Raw genomic sequence first — 13484 nt, 5'->3', positions numbered from 1 at the left:
GCACGCAGGGCTTGCGTTGGAGCCAGATTCTTGTCTACGGGCTTCCGGCGATTCCGATTTCCGTCCTGACGCTTCCCTTTTTCATTTTCGTTCCGACCTATTACACCAAGGCTCTGGGGCTTGATCTGGCCCTTGTTGGCATTGTGCTGTCCGCAATCAGACTTTTCGATGCCGTTAATGACCCCTTGATCGGCTGGATGAGTGACCGTATCCGGCCTTCATTCGGACGACGGCGAAGCTGGTTTCTTGCAGGTGTGCCACTGACCATTCTTGGCACCTGGATGATTTTTGTTCCAGGCGATAGCCCATCAATCTTCTATCTTGCGATGTGGGGCCTTCTTCTTTCAATTGGCTGGAGTATGGTCCAGTTGCCCTATGCTGCCTGGGGTGCGGAATTGAGCGGTGATTATCAGATGCGCTCACGATTGAGCGGTATGCGTGAGGGGCTGGTTGTCTTCGGAACGCTGATTGCCATCAGTCTGCCAATACTGGCTTCAGGCTCTCAGGACATAGACGCAAGCGGCCTGTTCTCTCTTGCCGTTTTCGTTTGCCTGGGTCTGCCCCTTGCTGCCGCTTTGACTGTCTGGCGGGTTCCTGAGCCAAAGGAGCACACGCGCCAGAGCATCGGTTTTGTCGAGGGGATGCGGTTTCTGCGCACAAATACAGTCTTCATGCGGTTGCTTTTATCTTTTTTTGTCAATGGCTTGGCGAATGGACTTCCAGCAACGCTTTTTTTGCTATTTGTCGGAAACGTCCTGAATGCGTCAGCTGTGCAAGGACCACTGCTCATCCTGTATTTTCTGTGCGGTATTGCCGGTGTGCCGATCTGGTTGAAGGTTTCGAAAAAATTGGGGAAACACCGAACCTGGTGTATCGCAATGATTCTGGCCCTCCCGGTGTTTCTGCTGGTGCTGCTGCTGGGGGATGGCGATGTATGGTGGTTCGCGATCATCTGCGTTCTCACCGGGCTGACCCTTGGGGCAGATCTGACCTTGCCTGCGTCCATACAGGCCGACGTGATTGACATAGATACAGCAGAGACCGGGGAACAACGCAGCGGTTTCTACTTCGCATTCTGGGGTCTGGCGACGAAGGCCTCCCTCGCCCTGGGTGTCGGGTTGGCCTTTCCGTTGCTGTCATGGGTCGGCTTTGATGCGCAGTCGGACAATACATCTTCTGCATTGTTAACGCTGGCTTTGCTCTATGGCGGCCTGCCTGTGCTACTGAAGGCACTGGCAATAGGCCTGATGTGGAATTTCCCGCTGGATGAAGCGCGTCAGTTTGAACTGAGGCGGAAAATCGAGGCCAGATGAATTGTTGCGGTGGAACAGCTCCATTTGCTGGGCTTAGGCCATTGTGGCTTCAGCCCTTTTTTCCCCAGCCAGTGGCCCGGTTTACCAACCAGAAATACACTGGGTATGGCAAAAGATTGATCAGTTTGAGACCCCAGGTAAAGCGTCTGGGAAATGTGATTTCAAACCCTTTCGACCCCAATCCATCGACAAGCCGGTCTGCCGCGTCCTCCACCTCCATTAAAAATGGCATCGGGAACGGGTTTGTTTCCGTCGCGGGAGTATCGATAAATCCGGGATGTACGACCTGGATGTGGATGTTCAACAGATCAAGGTCAAACTTCAGGCTTTCGGCCATGTTTGTCAGGCCTGCCTTGGTCGCCCCATAGGCCGCTGATGTGGGCAATCCGCCATAACCGGCAACCGATGACACAATGGCAATCTGGCCACGCTTCGCCTGACGCATGTGATCAAGACATGGAACAAGACAATTGGTGACACCATTCAGATTTACGGCGATTGTTTTGTCGAAGTCAGACAATTTCAACTCACTGGCTCTCAATGGCAGATAAATGCCTGCGTTGAGAATGAGCAATGCAATGCCGCCATGGTTGGAGATGAGCTCAGAAGCAATCTTCGACATTGCCTCCTGATCAGTCACATCTCCGGGCATTGGAACCACCTGCCCCGACAGTGACGCGCACTCAGAAGCCAACGCCTCGAGATCATCAGCACCCCGTGCGGTGGCTGCAACCGTCCATCCGGCAGCGGCCAGATTTTTTGCGACATGGTATCCAAGACCACTGCTGGCTCCGGTAATCCAGGCGATACCATCAGATGGTTTAGCGATATATTGCGGCATGATGCCCTTTGTAGCGAGAGGTGCAGTAGAGTTGGGCTTGAAATGGGCTAGATGCGTATGAAAGGCGCTATGAAGCGTCCCAATGGCCCTGTCAGTCGAAGCGGCGCGTCTGTGACCGCAAAGCAAATGCAATCCTCGTCCTGATCGGCAACTGGCCTGTGATCTACTGTTCCATCAGCGATGGAAATCTCACCTTTTTTGTAGTGGCCAGTGCCATCACTAAACGCTCCCTTCAACACCAGGGTTATTTCAGTGCCTTCATGTGTATGGTGCGGAACGCCCTGCCCGGCCGGTAGCCGAAACAAGGTTGCCTTGCAGCCGTCAAACTCGCCCAGCTTTACCTCATCAATGCTGGCAAAGCGGTTTCGCTTCCAGGGGATGTCCGAAACGGTTGATCCAATAAAATGACGCAATGATTCCGGTGTTTCATCTTCTGTCGTGACTTCACTAGTGCTTTCCGACCCGCTATTTGAGGACAAAATACGCGCCAGCATTGCGTCTCGATCAGACAAAGCAACCGGCTCAATGTCAGCCAGCTCGAGGCCCGCCAAAGCTTCGAGGTTAGAAACCCATTCGCTGTTTGATCTGCTCATCTCCAAATGCGACGCAAGCAACACCTGAAGCGGCGTTGGCAATGTTCCGGAAACGAATTCCGCCATCAATGCGTCAATGGCGTCGGCTTGTTCAAGCATCACTAGTCAATCCCAAATCTACCTGTGGTGGTGGTAATCAATTCTACTGCCAATTAGACCACGCACATATACTTTTCTCAATTGTGTTACGATGCTTTTGCAAGAGTGGATCACACTGGCAGAAGCTCATTATGAATGAAGAAATTTGTATTCCAATAATTTTCGAAAAAACAGCACATGCTTCCTGTTCTCGCCATTGTCCCGCTACGGCAAAAGAGCGATATAAAGATGACCAACTCATTATAGAAGAATTCGCTCGTGTTTAAAGATATTCTGGAAGCCATCGGCAATACGCCCCTTATTCGCCTCAACAAGGTATCAGACGAAACAGGGTGTGAAATCCTTGGAAAGGCTGAGTTTCTAAACCCTGGCCAATCTGTGAAAGATAGAGCGGCTCTGTTTATCATCAGGGATGCCGTTGCAAGCGGTGCGTTAAAACCGGGTGGAACTGTTGTAGAAGGCACGGCCGGTAACACCGGTATCGGGATTTCCATGGTGGCCAACGCCATGGGTTTCAAATCGGTAATCGTCATTCCTGAAACCCAGTCGCAGGAAAAGAAAGATGCCCTGCGACTCATGGGAGCGCAATTGGTTGAAGTCCCAGCAGTGCCGTATAAAAACCCGAATAATTACGTAAAACTGTCTGCGCGTTTGGCTGAACAAATCGCAGCGACTGACCCAAACGGGGCTGTGTGGGCCAACCAGTTTGACAATGTGGCCAATCGCCAGGCCCATATTGAGACAACAGGTCCGGAAATTTGGCGTCAGACCGATGGAAAAGTCGATGGCTTTATTTGCTCTGTTGGGTCCGGCGGCACGCTGGCCGGTGTCGGAATGGCGTTGAAGGCAAAAAATCCAAATGTGAAAATTGGCCTCGCGGATCCGCACGGCTCGGCTCTCTTCAAATATTATACGCAAGGTGAATTCGGAGCAACAGGCTCCTCCATTACCGAAGGAATTGGCCAGGGTCGGGAAACCGCTAATCTTGTGGATGCGCCGATTGATGTCGCCTACCAGATATCTGATACGGATGCGTTGAACCATGTCTTCCACCTTCTGGAACATGAAGGGCTGGTGCTTGGTGGCTCCTCTGGAATCAATGTTGAGGGGGCGGTTCGGCTGGCCAAAGAACTGGGACCGGGCCATACGATCGTTACGATCCTGTGTGACTACGGCAATCGCTATCAATCCAAATTATTCAACGCTGAATTTCTCCGTTCCAAGGAGTTGCCCGTTCCAGCCTGGCTTGAACCACAATCCGAAATAGTTCCTCCGTTTGCCGATGTTCCAACATGAGCCACTCTGTCAAAAAACTGTTTCTTGATGATGCCTATCTGACGGGATGTTCTGCCACAGTTGTAGATGTGAATGATCGCGGAGGCATCATTCTCGATCAAACTGTGTTTTACGGCACGAGTGGCGGGCAACCGGGCGACACCGGAACAATGATACTGAAGGATGGCTCAACCATCCAGATAGCAACGACAGTCTGTGGAACTGACAAGGATGAGCTAATCCTTGTCCCCGCGTCTGCAGACCAACTACCTCAAATTGGCGATACGGTTGCTGTGCAGATTGATTGGGACCGGCGGCATAAATTGATGCGCATGCATACGGCGCTGCATTTGATGTGTGCATCCATCCCCTTTCCCGTTACCGGTGGGCAAATCGGCGAGACAGAGAGCCGGCTGGATTTCAATATGCCGGATAACCCGGATCGTGAAGCGCTTACCGTACATTTGAATGCACTGGTGGAAGAAGATCACGCGGTCTCCGACCGGTGGATTGAGGACAGCGCTCTGGAAGCACAGCCGGACCTGATACGCACCATGTCGGTAAAGCCTCCCATGGGCAGCGGTAAGGTGCGTCTTGTTTCCATCGGTGTTGATGATGCTGTGGATCTTCAGCCTTGTGGAGGGTCTCATGTGAAATCCACTGCAGAGATCGGCAAACTGGAAATCTACAAGGTGGAAAACAAGGGTAAGCAGAACCGGCGGGTTCGTGTTCGTCTTCTAGAGGACTGATATCATGTCGGATTCGACCAATCTGGTGTCAGCCCAATGGCTGCTGCAACATTTGGATGACGCTGACGTAAAGGTCATTGATGGATCGTGGTATTTGCCACAACAGGGCCGCAATGCTGTTGCCGAATACAAGGCGGGACATATTCCCGGTGCTGTCTATTTTGACCTTGATGGGCATTCCGACAAGAGCAGTGACCTTCCACATATGATGCCATCTGCTGATGCGTTTGCTGCGGCCGTGAGCGGGTTGGGTATCTCAAATTCGGACCACATCGTCGTTTATGACGGGCTGGGCTTCATGTCTGCGCCACGTATCTGGTGGATGTTCAAGGCATTCGGCCATGAGAAAGTGTCTGTCCTGAACGGTGGAATGCCAGCCTGGAAACGCGCCGATGGTCCGATCGAAGATCAGCAAACCGATGTCATGACCACTAGCTATCAGGCCCGGCTGAATGAAAAATACATCGCCAGCAGAGAAGACATTTTAACTTTTGTTCAAAATGGCGATCGGCAAATCGTTGACGCACGCAGTGCCGACCGGTTTAGCGGTCGCGCACCAGAGCCACGAGAAGGCCTGAAAAGCGGACATATGCCCCGGGCGAAAAACCTTCCCTTTCAAAAGCTTATTGGAGAAAGCGGATTTTTTGGATCAGGATCAGAATTGCGGCGGGCCTTTGAAGACACCGGCCTTGATCTCTCTCGCCCCATTGTCACGACATGTGGGTCTGGCGTCACTGCAGCTATTTTGACCCTTGGTCTTGAAGAACTCGGGCATGAGGACAATAAGCTGTATGATGGATCATGGGCTGAATGGGGCTCTCATCCTGAAACCTTTGATAAAATTATAGGATAAGTTCTCACGTAAAGCCGATGAATATCTGCTTTTTCAGTTGATAACAGGTCCTCTGTTTCATTCACCTATGGTGCTACCCATTGTGAGGTCAGGGTTCCGTTTGTTTGCCAGTCATACTGTGCCCGACGATGCCCTTGGGACGCCAGATAGAGCCATTCCAGTTGGTGATAGAATACTTTGAGAATGCAGAAGTGAAACTCACTGTGCTGCGAGGCATCGATGCTGCCTGTTTCGTAATCGTCGCCGGCTGCCAAATGCGTTCCCGGACCCGGGTTGGTGCCATAGAGAGCTTTGTTGTGTGAAGGCAGGGTTCTCCAGGTTTTTGCTGTTTCATTATCATTGCAATGAATGGAGCAATGACCGGACAAGCGGAGCTGAATGCGGTTTTCCGGATCATAGAACACTGCACTGACTGCCGGATGGTTTTCAATCTCCTGAACCTTTGAAGATCGCGAATCTGTGTAGAATGAAAAGTGACGGTCCTCTGAGTTAAATTCGCGCATGACGACCATACGCGAGCTGGCTGACAGCGTGCCCTGTGCATCCCTTTTGATCGATGCAAAAACGGGTGTTCGAAGCGGTGAAGCCGGCTGGTCGACAGCACCGCGTAGCAGACCGTGCGCATGGCTCAGGGTGTTCTCCAGATCATTGTAGTAATCTGCAGTGTCATCGTTCGGCATTTCTCGGTCTCCCGGGTACATCCAATTCAACTGCAAAGGCCTCAGGTGGCTCTGCCCGACCTGAGGCCCTGGCAGGTTGGACTGATCGTGTATTAAAGGACAGAACAGAATATGCTCTGCTAATGTTCAAAAACCGTTCGGTAAAATTGTAACGGCGATATTAGTGTGCAACCCACGCTGAAAGATTTGGCAAAGGCCTGTGGGGTTACGGCCATGACCGTCTTGAATATTCTCAACGATCATGAAGGCGAAGGCGGCTCGGAGACCCGAAAACGGATTCTTGCGGCAGTTGACGAACTTGGCTACCGGCCAATCCGCCTAACGACCATCAAAGTTCAATATCAGGTTAAAATTTCCACGGGCTTGACAGATGTGTTCTCTCTGGGTCTACTGACTTTAACGATAAAGGGATACTCATAAGATGACTAACATTTTTCCCGAAGTCAGTTCCGGGCCATCAATTGATCCTGTCGTCGACGAAATGCGCGACACATTCTTCTGTGCCCTGGTCTCAGATGCGCTCGACGAGCTGGGGCACATGTCCCAAGCGATGGAACCACGCATCCGGCCACTTGATGACACGCTTGTGTTGGTCGGCCGCGCCAGAACAATGCTTTACATGGATGTTTATGCGCGACCTGGCCCGGACGAGAACCATTACGCACTTGAGATAGCTCTCGTCGACGACCTTAAACCAGGTGACGTCGTTGTTGCAGCGTGCGGAAAATCCGGGCGCATCGCGCCCTGGGGCGGACTGCTAAGCACTGCAGCAACCATTCGGGGCGCGACAGGTGCCGTGATGGACGGATATGTGCGGGACATCCGGCATGTGCGGGAGTTGAAGCTGCCGGTCTATTCCGGCGGAATTGCGCCGTTAGATAGCAATGGCAGAGGTAAAGTCGTTGAAACCGATGTTCCGGTCGAGTGTGCAGGCGTGCTGGTTCACTCGGGCGATATCATTTTTGGCGATGCTGATGGCTGCATTGTCATCCCAAAAGCTCTGGAAATGGACGTTCTGGAAGCCGGCCGCAAGAAACTGATGGCTGAGAAAAACACGCTAAATGCGCTGAAAGCCGGCAAAAAACTGATCGACGTCTACAACGAATTCGGCGTGCTGTAATATGCAGGGTAAGCCCTCCCCCACTAAGACCGAACCTGGCTTGATCCGCCGATTTTTTCAACTAGACGGCGCATCGATTGCGCTCGTATTTGTGCTTCTGATTTTGATCTTCATGATCACAGCGCCCAGGGCGTTTCTGGGTTATCGGGTTTACATGAGCTTCATGGCTACTGTTCCGCCGCCGTTGATAATCGCCCTTGGTGTGACTCTGGTGGCTGTCGCTGGCGAAATGGATTTATCATTTCCGTCGGTGGTCGCAGCTGCAAGCTTCGTGTTTGGCATCATGTTCAAACAATGGGATGTTACCTGGTTTGCATTTGCCTGCGCCGTTGCAGTCGGCGCTGGCATGGGCCTTGTTAACGGCCTTGTTGTTACGCTTCTTGGCATCCCTTCCCTTATCGCGACCCTGGCCATGCTGTTCCTTTGGGGTGGGTTGGTAACCGTGTTGTCCGGCGGTATTCAACTCGCGATTCCCGACATTTACGGAACCGCGATGCACAGCTTGTTTGTTGGGCGGATTGGCGGTGTTTTTCCAGCTCAGATGATTTGGGCGCTGTTAATTTCAGCGTTTATCTGGATGCTTCTCAATCGGCACCGGTTTGGTGAAAGCCTTCTGTTCATCGGCGACAATCTTGAAGTCGCCCGGGTGGTCGGCATCAACGCAACGCGTGAAAAAATAAAACTCTTCACATTGTCCGGTGCGCTGGCAGCTGTCGGTGGCGTTTTGCTGACGCTTGAAACGACGGCCTATTTCTCCAGTCAGGGCATGGGCTATTTGTTGACGGTCATTGCTGCTGTTTTTATTGGCGGCACATCCATTTTTGGCGGGTCCGGCAAGGTTGTCGGCACAGTCTTCGCGGCTTTCATTGTCACCGTTATCGAAGCTGGATTGGTTGCGTCAGGAATTCAGGGGTTTTGGACCCGCTTCTTTATTGGCTTTGTCTTCATTCTGTCAGTGACCGCCAACGCGATCATTGAAGATCCGGACAAGGTTCCGCTGGTGCGCATGTTGCGGACCAAAATGCCAAGTCGCTGAACGACTTGTAAAAAATCAAATTGAAACAGGAGGAACACCAGAAATGAAAAGCTTAATAGGTACAGTCCTAATTGGCCTCGCTGCCTTCACGATAGGCACAAGCGAAGTGCCCGCCCAGGACCGGGATCCGGTTGATGGCGGCCTGACAATCTATATGCAGCTGGGTGGAAATCCTGGCGGTCCCGCCACACTTGCGCGGGAACTTGGCGCGCGCGATGCAGCGCGCGTTCTTGACGTGAACCTGATTGAACAGCACTCGCAATGGAACCCGCAGCGGATGCTACAGCAGGCAAACGAGGCTCTGGCGGGAGCACCAGACGCAATCATCGTCATGGGGCATCCGGGTACAGATGCTATGACGGCATTCCTCAATCGTGCAAAGAGCGACGGCGTAACGGTCGTTGTTGGCAATAACAACCTTCCGGGTTCTGGTGCCAGTTACTTCGGTCTCAATAATTACGACGCCGGCGTCAATCTCGCGCGCCTGGCTGCCCAGGAAGGCGGATTGACTGCCGGTGATAAAGTTGTCGTCTACGGCGCCTTTATTGAAGGCGCACCAGGCGCCAATGTTGCTGAAGGGTCGCTTGCGGCTCTGGATGAAGCAGGCATTGCCTATGACAAATTGCAGTGGTCCAATGAAGCTGTTCAGGATGCGTCACTCGCTGTGCCGGTTCTTGTCAGCTATCTGGAAAGCAATCCCGACACCCGGGGCATCATTGTACCGGGACATGGTGGCATCACTGCATTCCTTGGAAAAGTCGTTCGCGATGCCGGAAAAGAAGCCGGTGAAATTGTTACCGCTGGCTTCGACATTTCGCCTGCAGCAATCGACGAAGTAAAGCGTGGGTATCTGACACTCGTGCTTGACCAGCAGCCTTACCTTCAAGGTTTCATGCCTGTGGTCGCAGCCGTGCTGGAAGTCAAATACGGGCTTGGAGGCCTGTTTTTGAACACCGGCGGTGGTGTTGTCACGAAGGATAATGTTGAAATGATCGAGAGCCTGGTTGCCCAAGGACTCCGATAAGCTTTGCATGCAGGGGCGAAAATCAACATCGCCCCTGCCAATCCACAGCCTTTCAAGACGACAGATTGGACCTCCCAGATGGCAGATCAAGCCAATGCCGATCAACCCATCGTACGCCTGAATAATGTCGGCAAGGCTTACGGGCCGGTTGTCAGCCTTCAGGATGTTTCGCTGGAGATTGGAAGCAACGAAATTGTTGGCTTGATTGGCGACAATGGGGCGGGAAAGTCGACACTGATCAAGATAATGACCGGCGTCGAAACACCAACCACCGGTGAGGTCTTCATTCGTGGCGAGCGCGTCGATTTTTCAAATTATTCAGTCCAGCGCGCGCACGAGCTTCGCATTGAGACCGTTTATCAAACCTCTTCTCTAGGCACCAAACAGCCGTTATGGCGGAACTTTTTTGTCGGACGCCCTTTGACGAATGCTTTCGGTTTCATAAAAGTGCGCGAACAAAAACGCATTTCAGAACAAATAATGCGTGAGACCATTGGTTTCCGCAGCGCGGGCATAGATGTCGATACACCGGTGGGGCGATTGTCCGGCGGTGAACGACAAGGCGTTGCCATTGGCCGCGCAATGCATTTTGACAGCGATTTGATCGTTCTTGATGAACCAACAGTGGCACTGGCGCTTTCAGAAGTTGAAAAAGTTCTGAATTTTATTCGTTCAATCAAGGAAAACGGCCGGTCCTGCATCTATATTGAACATAATATCCACCACGTACACGCTGTTTGCGATCGGCTGATTGTCCTGGATCGGGGGCAACTTGTTCTGGATTGCGAAGCCAAATCCATGACCTACACCGAGCTTACCGAGTTCCTGCGTGACCTCCATTTCAGAGATGATCAAGATGCGAAAATTGCATCCTGATGTCGCATTCAACGCCAGCAGGACATTCCATCAGCTGGCCATAAACCGGAAATCAGCCAATGCCTGACCAAAACTCAATTCCCGCTTTAGCACAAAACGAATTTGACGGTCTGATTGGCGTGGCATTCACCGAAATAAACCCGCCCAAGGGCATGTATGCCCGCACATGGGGCAGCGCCAAACATGATTTATCAGAGGGTCTCCATCGTCCCCTGCGCGCAACTTGTCTTGCATTCGCTGCGCCCGAAAACGACGAACCTCTTTTCTTCATGACTCTCGACCTTATGGTCTGGATGTCAAAAGAGGACGAAGAAAGCATAAGGAACCCCATCGAAACCGCCTTGGGTATTTCACCTGGGAGGCTGATATTGCAGCTGTCCCACAGTCATGCTGCCCCCTTCACGGACCCTGCCCTGATCGCTGCGCCAGGTGGTGATCTCATTCCGCAATATCGTTCTGAAATCGTTGAAGCCTGCATAAAAATTGCCAACTCGGCCAAGGCTTCAATGAAGCCATCAATTCTAAGCTGGGGCACCGGCAAATGCGGGCTTGCGTATAATCGCGATCTGGTTTTGCCTGAGACGGGTGAAATTGTCTGTGGTGTCAATCCATTGACCAAGGCCGAGGACACGCTTGTCGCCGGGCGCATTTCCGATACGTCAGGAACCATCCAGGCGACGCTGGTTCACTATGCTGCGCATCCGACCTCATTGGGTGGCGAAAACCGATTGACCTCACCGGATTACATCGGGGCGATGCGCGAATTGGTGGAACGCGAAACCGACGGTGCCGTTTGCGTGTTTCTGCACGGTGCTGATGGTGAATTGACTCCGCGCCGCAGCTTTGAAGCCGACGCTGAAGCTGCAGATCAAAACGGGCGCGAGCTTGGATACGCTGCGCTGTCCGTTCTCGCCGGGCTTTTTCGCCCCGGCGAAAGAATGGTGTTCGACAAACGTCTGGAATCTGGCGCGACTTTGGGGCTTTGGCGATTTGAAAAACAAAAACCTGATCATTCTGCGGAAGCTAAAAAGGGCAGCGTGAAGCTTGAAGTCGGCCAATTACCTTCAATCGATGAATGCCGCGCAGAATATGAAAGCGCACCCGAGGGATTCGAAAAAGAAAGAGCGCAGCGTAGATTGGCCTTACGCGAAAAGGTTGGAGATGTGGCAGAATTCGATCTGCCTATTTATGTCTGGAAGTTGGGAAAATCATTTCTTGTCGGTGCGCCAGTTGAATTTTACAGTGACGTCCAGACTTCTCTTCGTGAAAAATTTCCAGACTTCACAGTGCTCGTCTTGGATGTGTGCAATGGATTTTTGAATTACCTGCCAAGACAGGAAGATTTTGAATTGAACTCCTATCCAGTTCGCATTTCATTATTTGCCGCCGGAAGTATGGAACGAGCACGGGATAAGGCCGCCGAGATGATCGCCTCTATGACAGGCGACTAGGTGCTGCGGTTTCTTCATACTGGCTATGGCAAAAGCCGATCCCAAAAGGACCTTGGGAATATGACGCGCTCATAATGTGACCGAGCAGGACCGCCAGAATGCGCGTTACATGGACTAAAAATGGCGCAAGGACGATTAACGTATTGGAATATAATGCATTTTATTGAAAAATGGTGACCCCGGTAGGACTCGAACCTACGACCTGCGGATTAGAAGTCCGCTGCTCTATCCAGCTGAGCTACGGGGCCTGAATTTTGGTGAAAGCTAGTGTGTCCACGATTGTTTGCGGTCAAACTTGAAATTTTCGGAGTAGGATGTCAGCCGGATTTTGCGCTGTTTCTGATTGGCAAGTTGATAGGCAATGCCATTCCTCTCAGCATAGGCAACGGCGTCTTCCTGGCTGTCAAAATTCAACTTGATCTGCTGCTTCATGTCCGATGAGGAGGTGTATCCCATCAAAGGCTCAATCTTTCGTGGCGTTTCCCGAACATATTCGAGAATCCAGTTATCGGTTTTACCCCGTCCTGATTGCATCGGATTTTTTGTTGGCTGGTAGATACGTGCGACCATTTTGAACTCTTGGGTTTGCAGCAGAGTGGTGTGACCATAGATACAGCCACCATCCATGATGTGGCAAGAAGCGAATTGGGTTTTTACCGAGCTGACAACTATCGAATGCCCCCAAAGCACTCTGGTCGCCTGCGCGGCACCACGCGGCGGCAGCCAGAGTGCTTTGGGGGCGCCCGAATGACGCGCCAAAGACAATCGATTTTTTTGTGAAAAATGGTCGGGGCAGAAAGATTCGAACTCTCGACCCCTGGTTCCCAAAACCAGTGCTCTACCAGGCTGAGCTATACCCCGTACCAATATCTGAAACAGTTTCCTGCGCCAGAGACACGCCTCTTACACGGACTATTGAGCCACGACAAGAGCCGTTTTGGGGAAATTACAAAAAGGTTGAATCGACCAGCTGAAAATCCGCTTTTTGGGCAAGCTGTCGGACTCAGTCGGAACTGAGATTCTTGACGAGCAATGGATGCATCACCTTATCTCCAGATCGAATTCCATTATCTGACGCAACGCCGGCATTGAGTTCCAATACATAGCGTATGGGCTCTCCCGATGAGATAATGTTTGTCGAGAATGGTGTGGTGTTTTCTGCGACCCGAACAACCGTCCCTGCGCGATTGATAAATACCATATCCAGTGACAATGGCGTGTTGCGCATCCACATTGAGACCAGCCGGTCTATGCCGAAATCAAACAGCATACCCTGGTCCTGCGGTAGTTCTTCCCTGAACATCAGGCCAACTTCCCGCTCCTTTTGTTCATCAGCAATCTCAACAATGAAACGCTGAACGCCCGTTCTCGTCTCGATTGATAAAAACACCGGATTTGGAGCGATGGATTGGGGCTGCTGCGCGGCCAGCGGAAAGTGCGCGCTTCCAAAAAGCAGAGCGACTGCGACGACTATCGTGCTGAGCCCGCGGCGGAATCTGGCTGGGTCGAAATTTTTACTCATGAACCGATATGCCCTTGGTTTTTTATGAAAGGGAGATGACAGCATCACCACA

At 51.9% G+C, this 13484-nt stretch carries 15 protein-coding genes and 2 tRNA genes; 10 read left to right on the top strand and 7 right to left on the bottom strand.

Annotated elements, in window-relative coordinates:
* Positions 1 to 11 precede the first annotated feature (11 nt).
* On the top strand, positions 12 to 1313 hold the full coding sequence (locus RAL91_RS14390) for an MFS transporter (protein WP_306256911.1): 1302 nt from the start codon (positions 12 to 14) through the stop codon (positions 1311 to 1313).
* A 49-nt stretch (positions 1314 to 1362) separates the two neighbouring features.
* On the opposite strand, the gene RAL91_RS14385 is transcribed toward RAL91_RS14390, so the two are convergent.
* Both RAL91_RS14385 and RAL91_RS14380 read right to left on the bottom strand, forming a co-directional pair.
* The gene (locus RAL91_RS14385) at positions 1363 to 2154 is read right to left on the bottom strand and encodes an SDR family NAD(P)-dependent oxidoreductase (protein WP_306256910.1); all 792 of its coding nucleotides are present in this window, start codon (positions 2152 to 2154) and stop codon (positions 1363 to 1365) included.
* A 47-nt stretch (positions 2155 to 2201) separates the two neighbouring features.
* Entirely contained in the window at positions 2202 to 2846 is a 645-nt protein-coding gene (locus tag RAL91_RS14380; RefSeq protein WP_306262935.1) for a ChrR family anti-sigma-E factor, read from the bottom strand.
* Between the two features lie 258 nt (positions 2847 to 3104).
* Between RAL91_RS14380 and RAL91_RS14375 the strand changes: the two genes are divergently transcribed.
* Genes RAL91_RS14375 through sseA form a run of 3 tightly spaced genes read left to right on the top strand, consistent with a single transcriptional unit; the run spans position 3105 to position 5723 of the window.
* Positions 3105 to 4142: a cysteine synthase A gene (locus tag RAL91_RS14375; RefSeq protein WP_306256909.1), complete on the top strand. Its 1038-nt coding sequence runs from the start codon at positions 3105 to 3107 to the stop codon at positions 4140 to 4142.
* Positions 4139 to 4870, top strand: a complete 732-nt coding sequence (locus RAL91_RS14370; protein WP_306256908.1) for an alanyl-tRNA editing protein — start codon at positions 4139 to 4141, stop codon at positions 4868 to 4870. The genes RAL91_RS14375 and RAL91_RS14370 overlap by 4 nt, the downstream gene beginning before the upstream one ends.
* Before the next feature lie 4 nt (positions 4871 to 4874).
* The gene (gene sseA / locus RAL91_RS14365) at positions 4875 to 5723 is read left to right on the top strand and encodes a 3-mercaptopyruvate sulfurtransferase (RefSeq protein WP_306256907.1); all 849 of its coding nucleotides are present in this window, start codon (positions 4875 to 4877) and stop codon (positions 5721 to 5723) included.
* A 65-nt stretch (positions 5724 to 5788) separates the two neighbouring features.
* Here the strand turns inward: sseA and RAL91_RS14360 are convergent, their stop codons facing one another.
* Positions 5789 to 6403 (bottom strand): pyridoxamine 5'-phosphate oxidase family protein, encoded by a 615-nt coding sequence (locus RAL91_RS14360; protein ID WP_306256906.1) that lies wholly within the window; start codon positions 6401 to 6403, stop codon positions 5789 to 5791.
* 165 nt (positions 6404 to 6568) lie between these two features.
* Between RAL91_RS14360 and RAL91_RS14355 the strand changes: the two genes are divergently transcribed.
* From RAL91_RS14355 to RAL91_RS14330, 6 genes are all read left to right on the top strand, one after another.
* The gene (locus RAL91_RS14355; RefSeq protein ID WP_306256905.1) at positions 6569 to 6823 is read left to right on the top strand and encodes a helix-turn-helix domain-containing protein; all 255 of its coding nucleotides are present in this window, start codon (positions 6569 to 6571) and stop codon (positions 6821 to 6823) included.
* A gap of 1 nt (position 6824) precedes the next feature.
* Complete coding sequence (locus RAL91_RS14350) at positions 6825 to 7523, top strand: RraA family protein (protein ID WP_306256904.1); 699 nt, start codon at positions 6825 to 6827, stop codon at positions 7521 to 7523.
* A gap of 40 nt (positions 7524 to 7563) precedes the next feature.
* Positions 7564 to 8559, top strand: a complete 996-nt coding sequence (locus tag RAL91_RS14345; protein WP_306256903.1) for an ABC transporter permease — start codon at positions 7564 to 7566, stop codon at positions 8557 to 8559.
* Between the two features lie 43 nt (positions 8560 to 8602).
* Positions 8603 to 9583, top strand: a complete 981-nt coding sequence (locus tag RAL91_RS14340; protein ID WP_306256902.1) for a substrate-binding domain-containing protein — start codon at positions 8603 to 8605, stop codon at positions 9581 to 9583.
* Positions 9584 to 9661: 78 nt separating this feature from the next.
* Positions 9662 to 10459: an ATP-binding cassette domain-containing protein gene (locus RAL91_RS14335; RefSeq protein WP_306256901.1), complete on the top strand. Its 798-nt coding sequence runs from the start codon at positions 9662 to 9664 to the stop codon at positions 10457 to 10459.
* 59 nt (positions 10460 to 10518) lie between these two features.
* On the top strand, positions 10519 to 11910 hold the full coding sequence (locus tag RAL91_RS14330; protein ID WP_306256900.1) for a hypothetical protein: 1392 nt from the start codon (positions 10519 to 10521) through the stop codon (positions 11908 to 11910).
* Positions 11911 to 12081: 171 nt separating this feature from the next.
* Here RAL91_RS14330 and RAL91_RS14325 read toward each other — a convergent pair.
* From RAL91_RS14325 to RAL91_RS14310, 4 genes are all read right to left on the bottom strand, one after another.
* Positions 12082 to 12158 (bottom strand) — tRNA-Arg (locus tag RAL91_RS14325).
* A 16-nt stretch (positions 12159 to 12174) separates the two neighbouring features.
* The gene (locus RAL91_RS14320) at positions 12175 to 12669 is read right to left on the bottom strand and encodes an ETC complex I subunit (protein WP_306256899.1); all 495 of its coding nucleotides are present in this window, start codon (positions 12667 to 12669) and stop codon (positions 12175 to 12177) included.
* Between the two features lie 25 nt (positions 12670 to 12694).
* Positions 12695 to 12771: transfer RNA gene (locus tag RAL91_RS14315), tRNA-Pro, on the bottom strand.
* A gap of 142 nt (positions 12772 to 12913) precedes the next feature.
* Positions 12914 to 13432 carry a DUF192 domain-containing protein gene (locus RAL91_RS14310; RefSeq protein WP_306256898.1) on the bottom strand — a complete coding sequence of 173 codons (519 nt, stop codon included), beginning with the start codon at positions 13430 to 13432 and terminating at the stop codon, positions 12914 to 12916.
* Between the last annotated feature and the right edge of the window lie 52 nt (positions 13433 to 13484).

This window comes from Pararhizobium sp. IMCC21322, assembly GCF_030758295.1.
In the GTDB taxonomy this organism is placed as follows: domain Bacteria; phylum Pseudomonadota; class Alphaproteobacteria; order Rhizobiales.
This window is presented reverse-complemented; position numbering and strand designations above follow the sequence as displayed.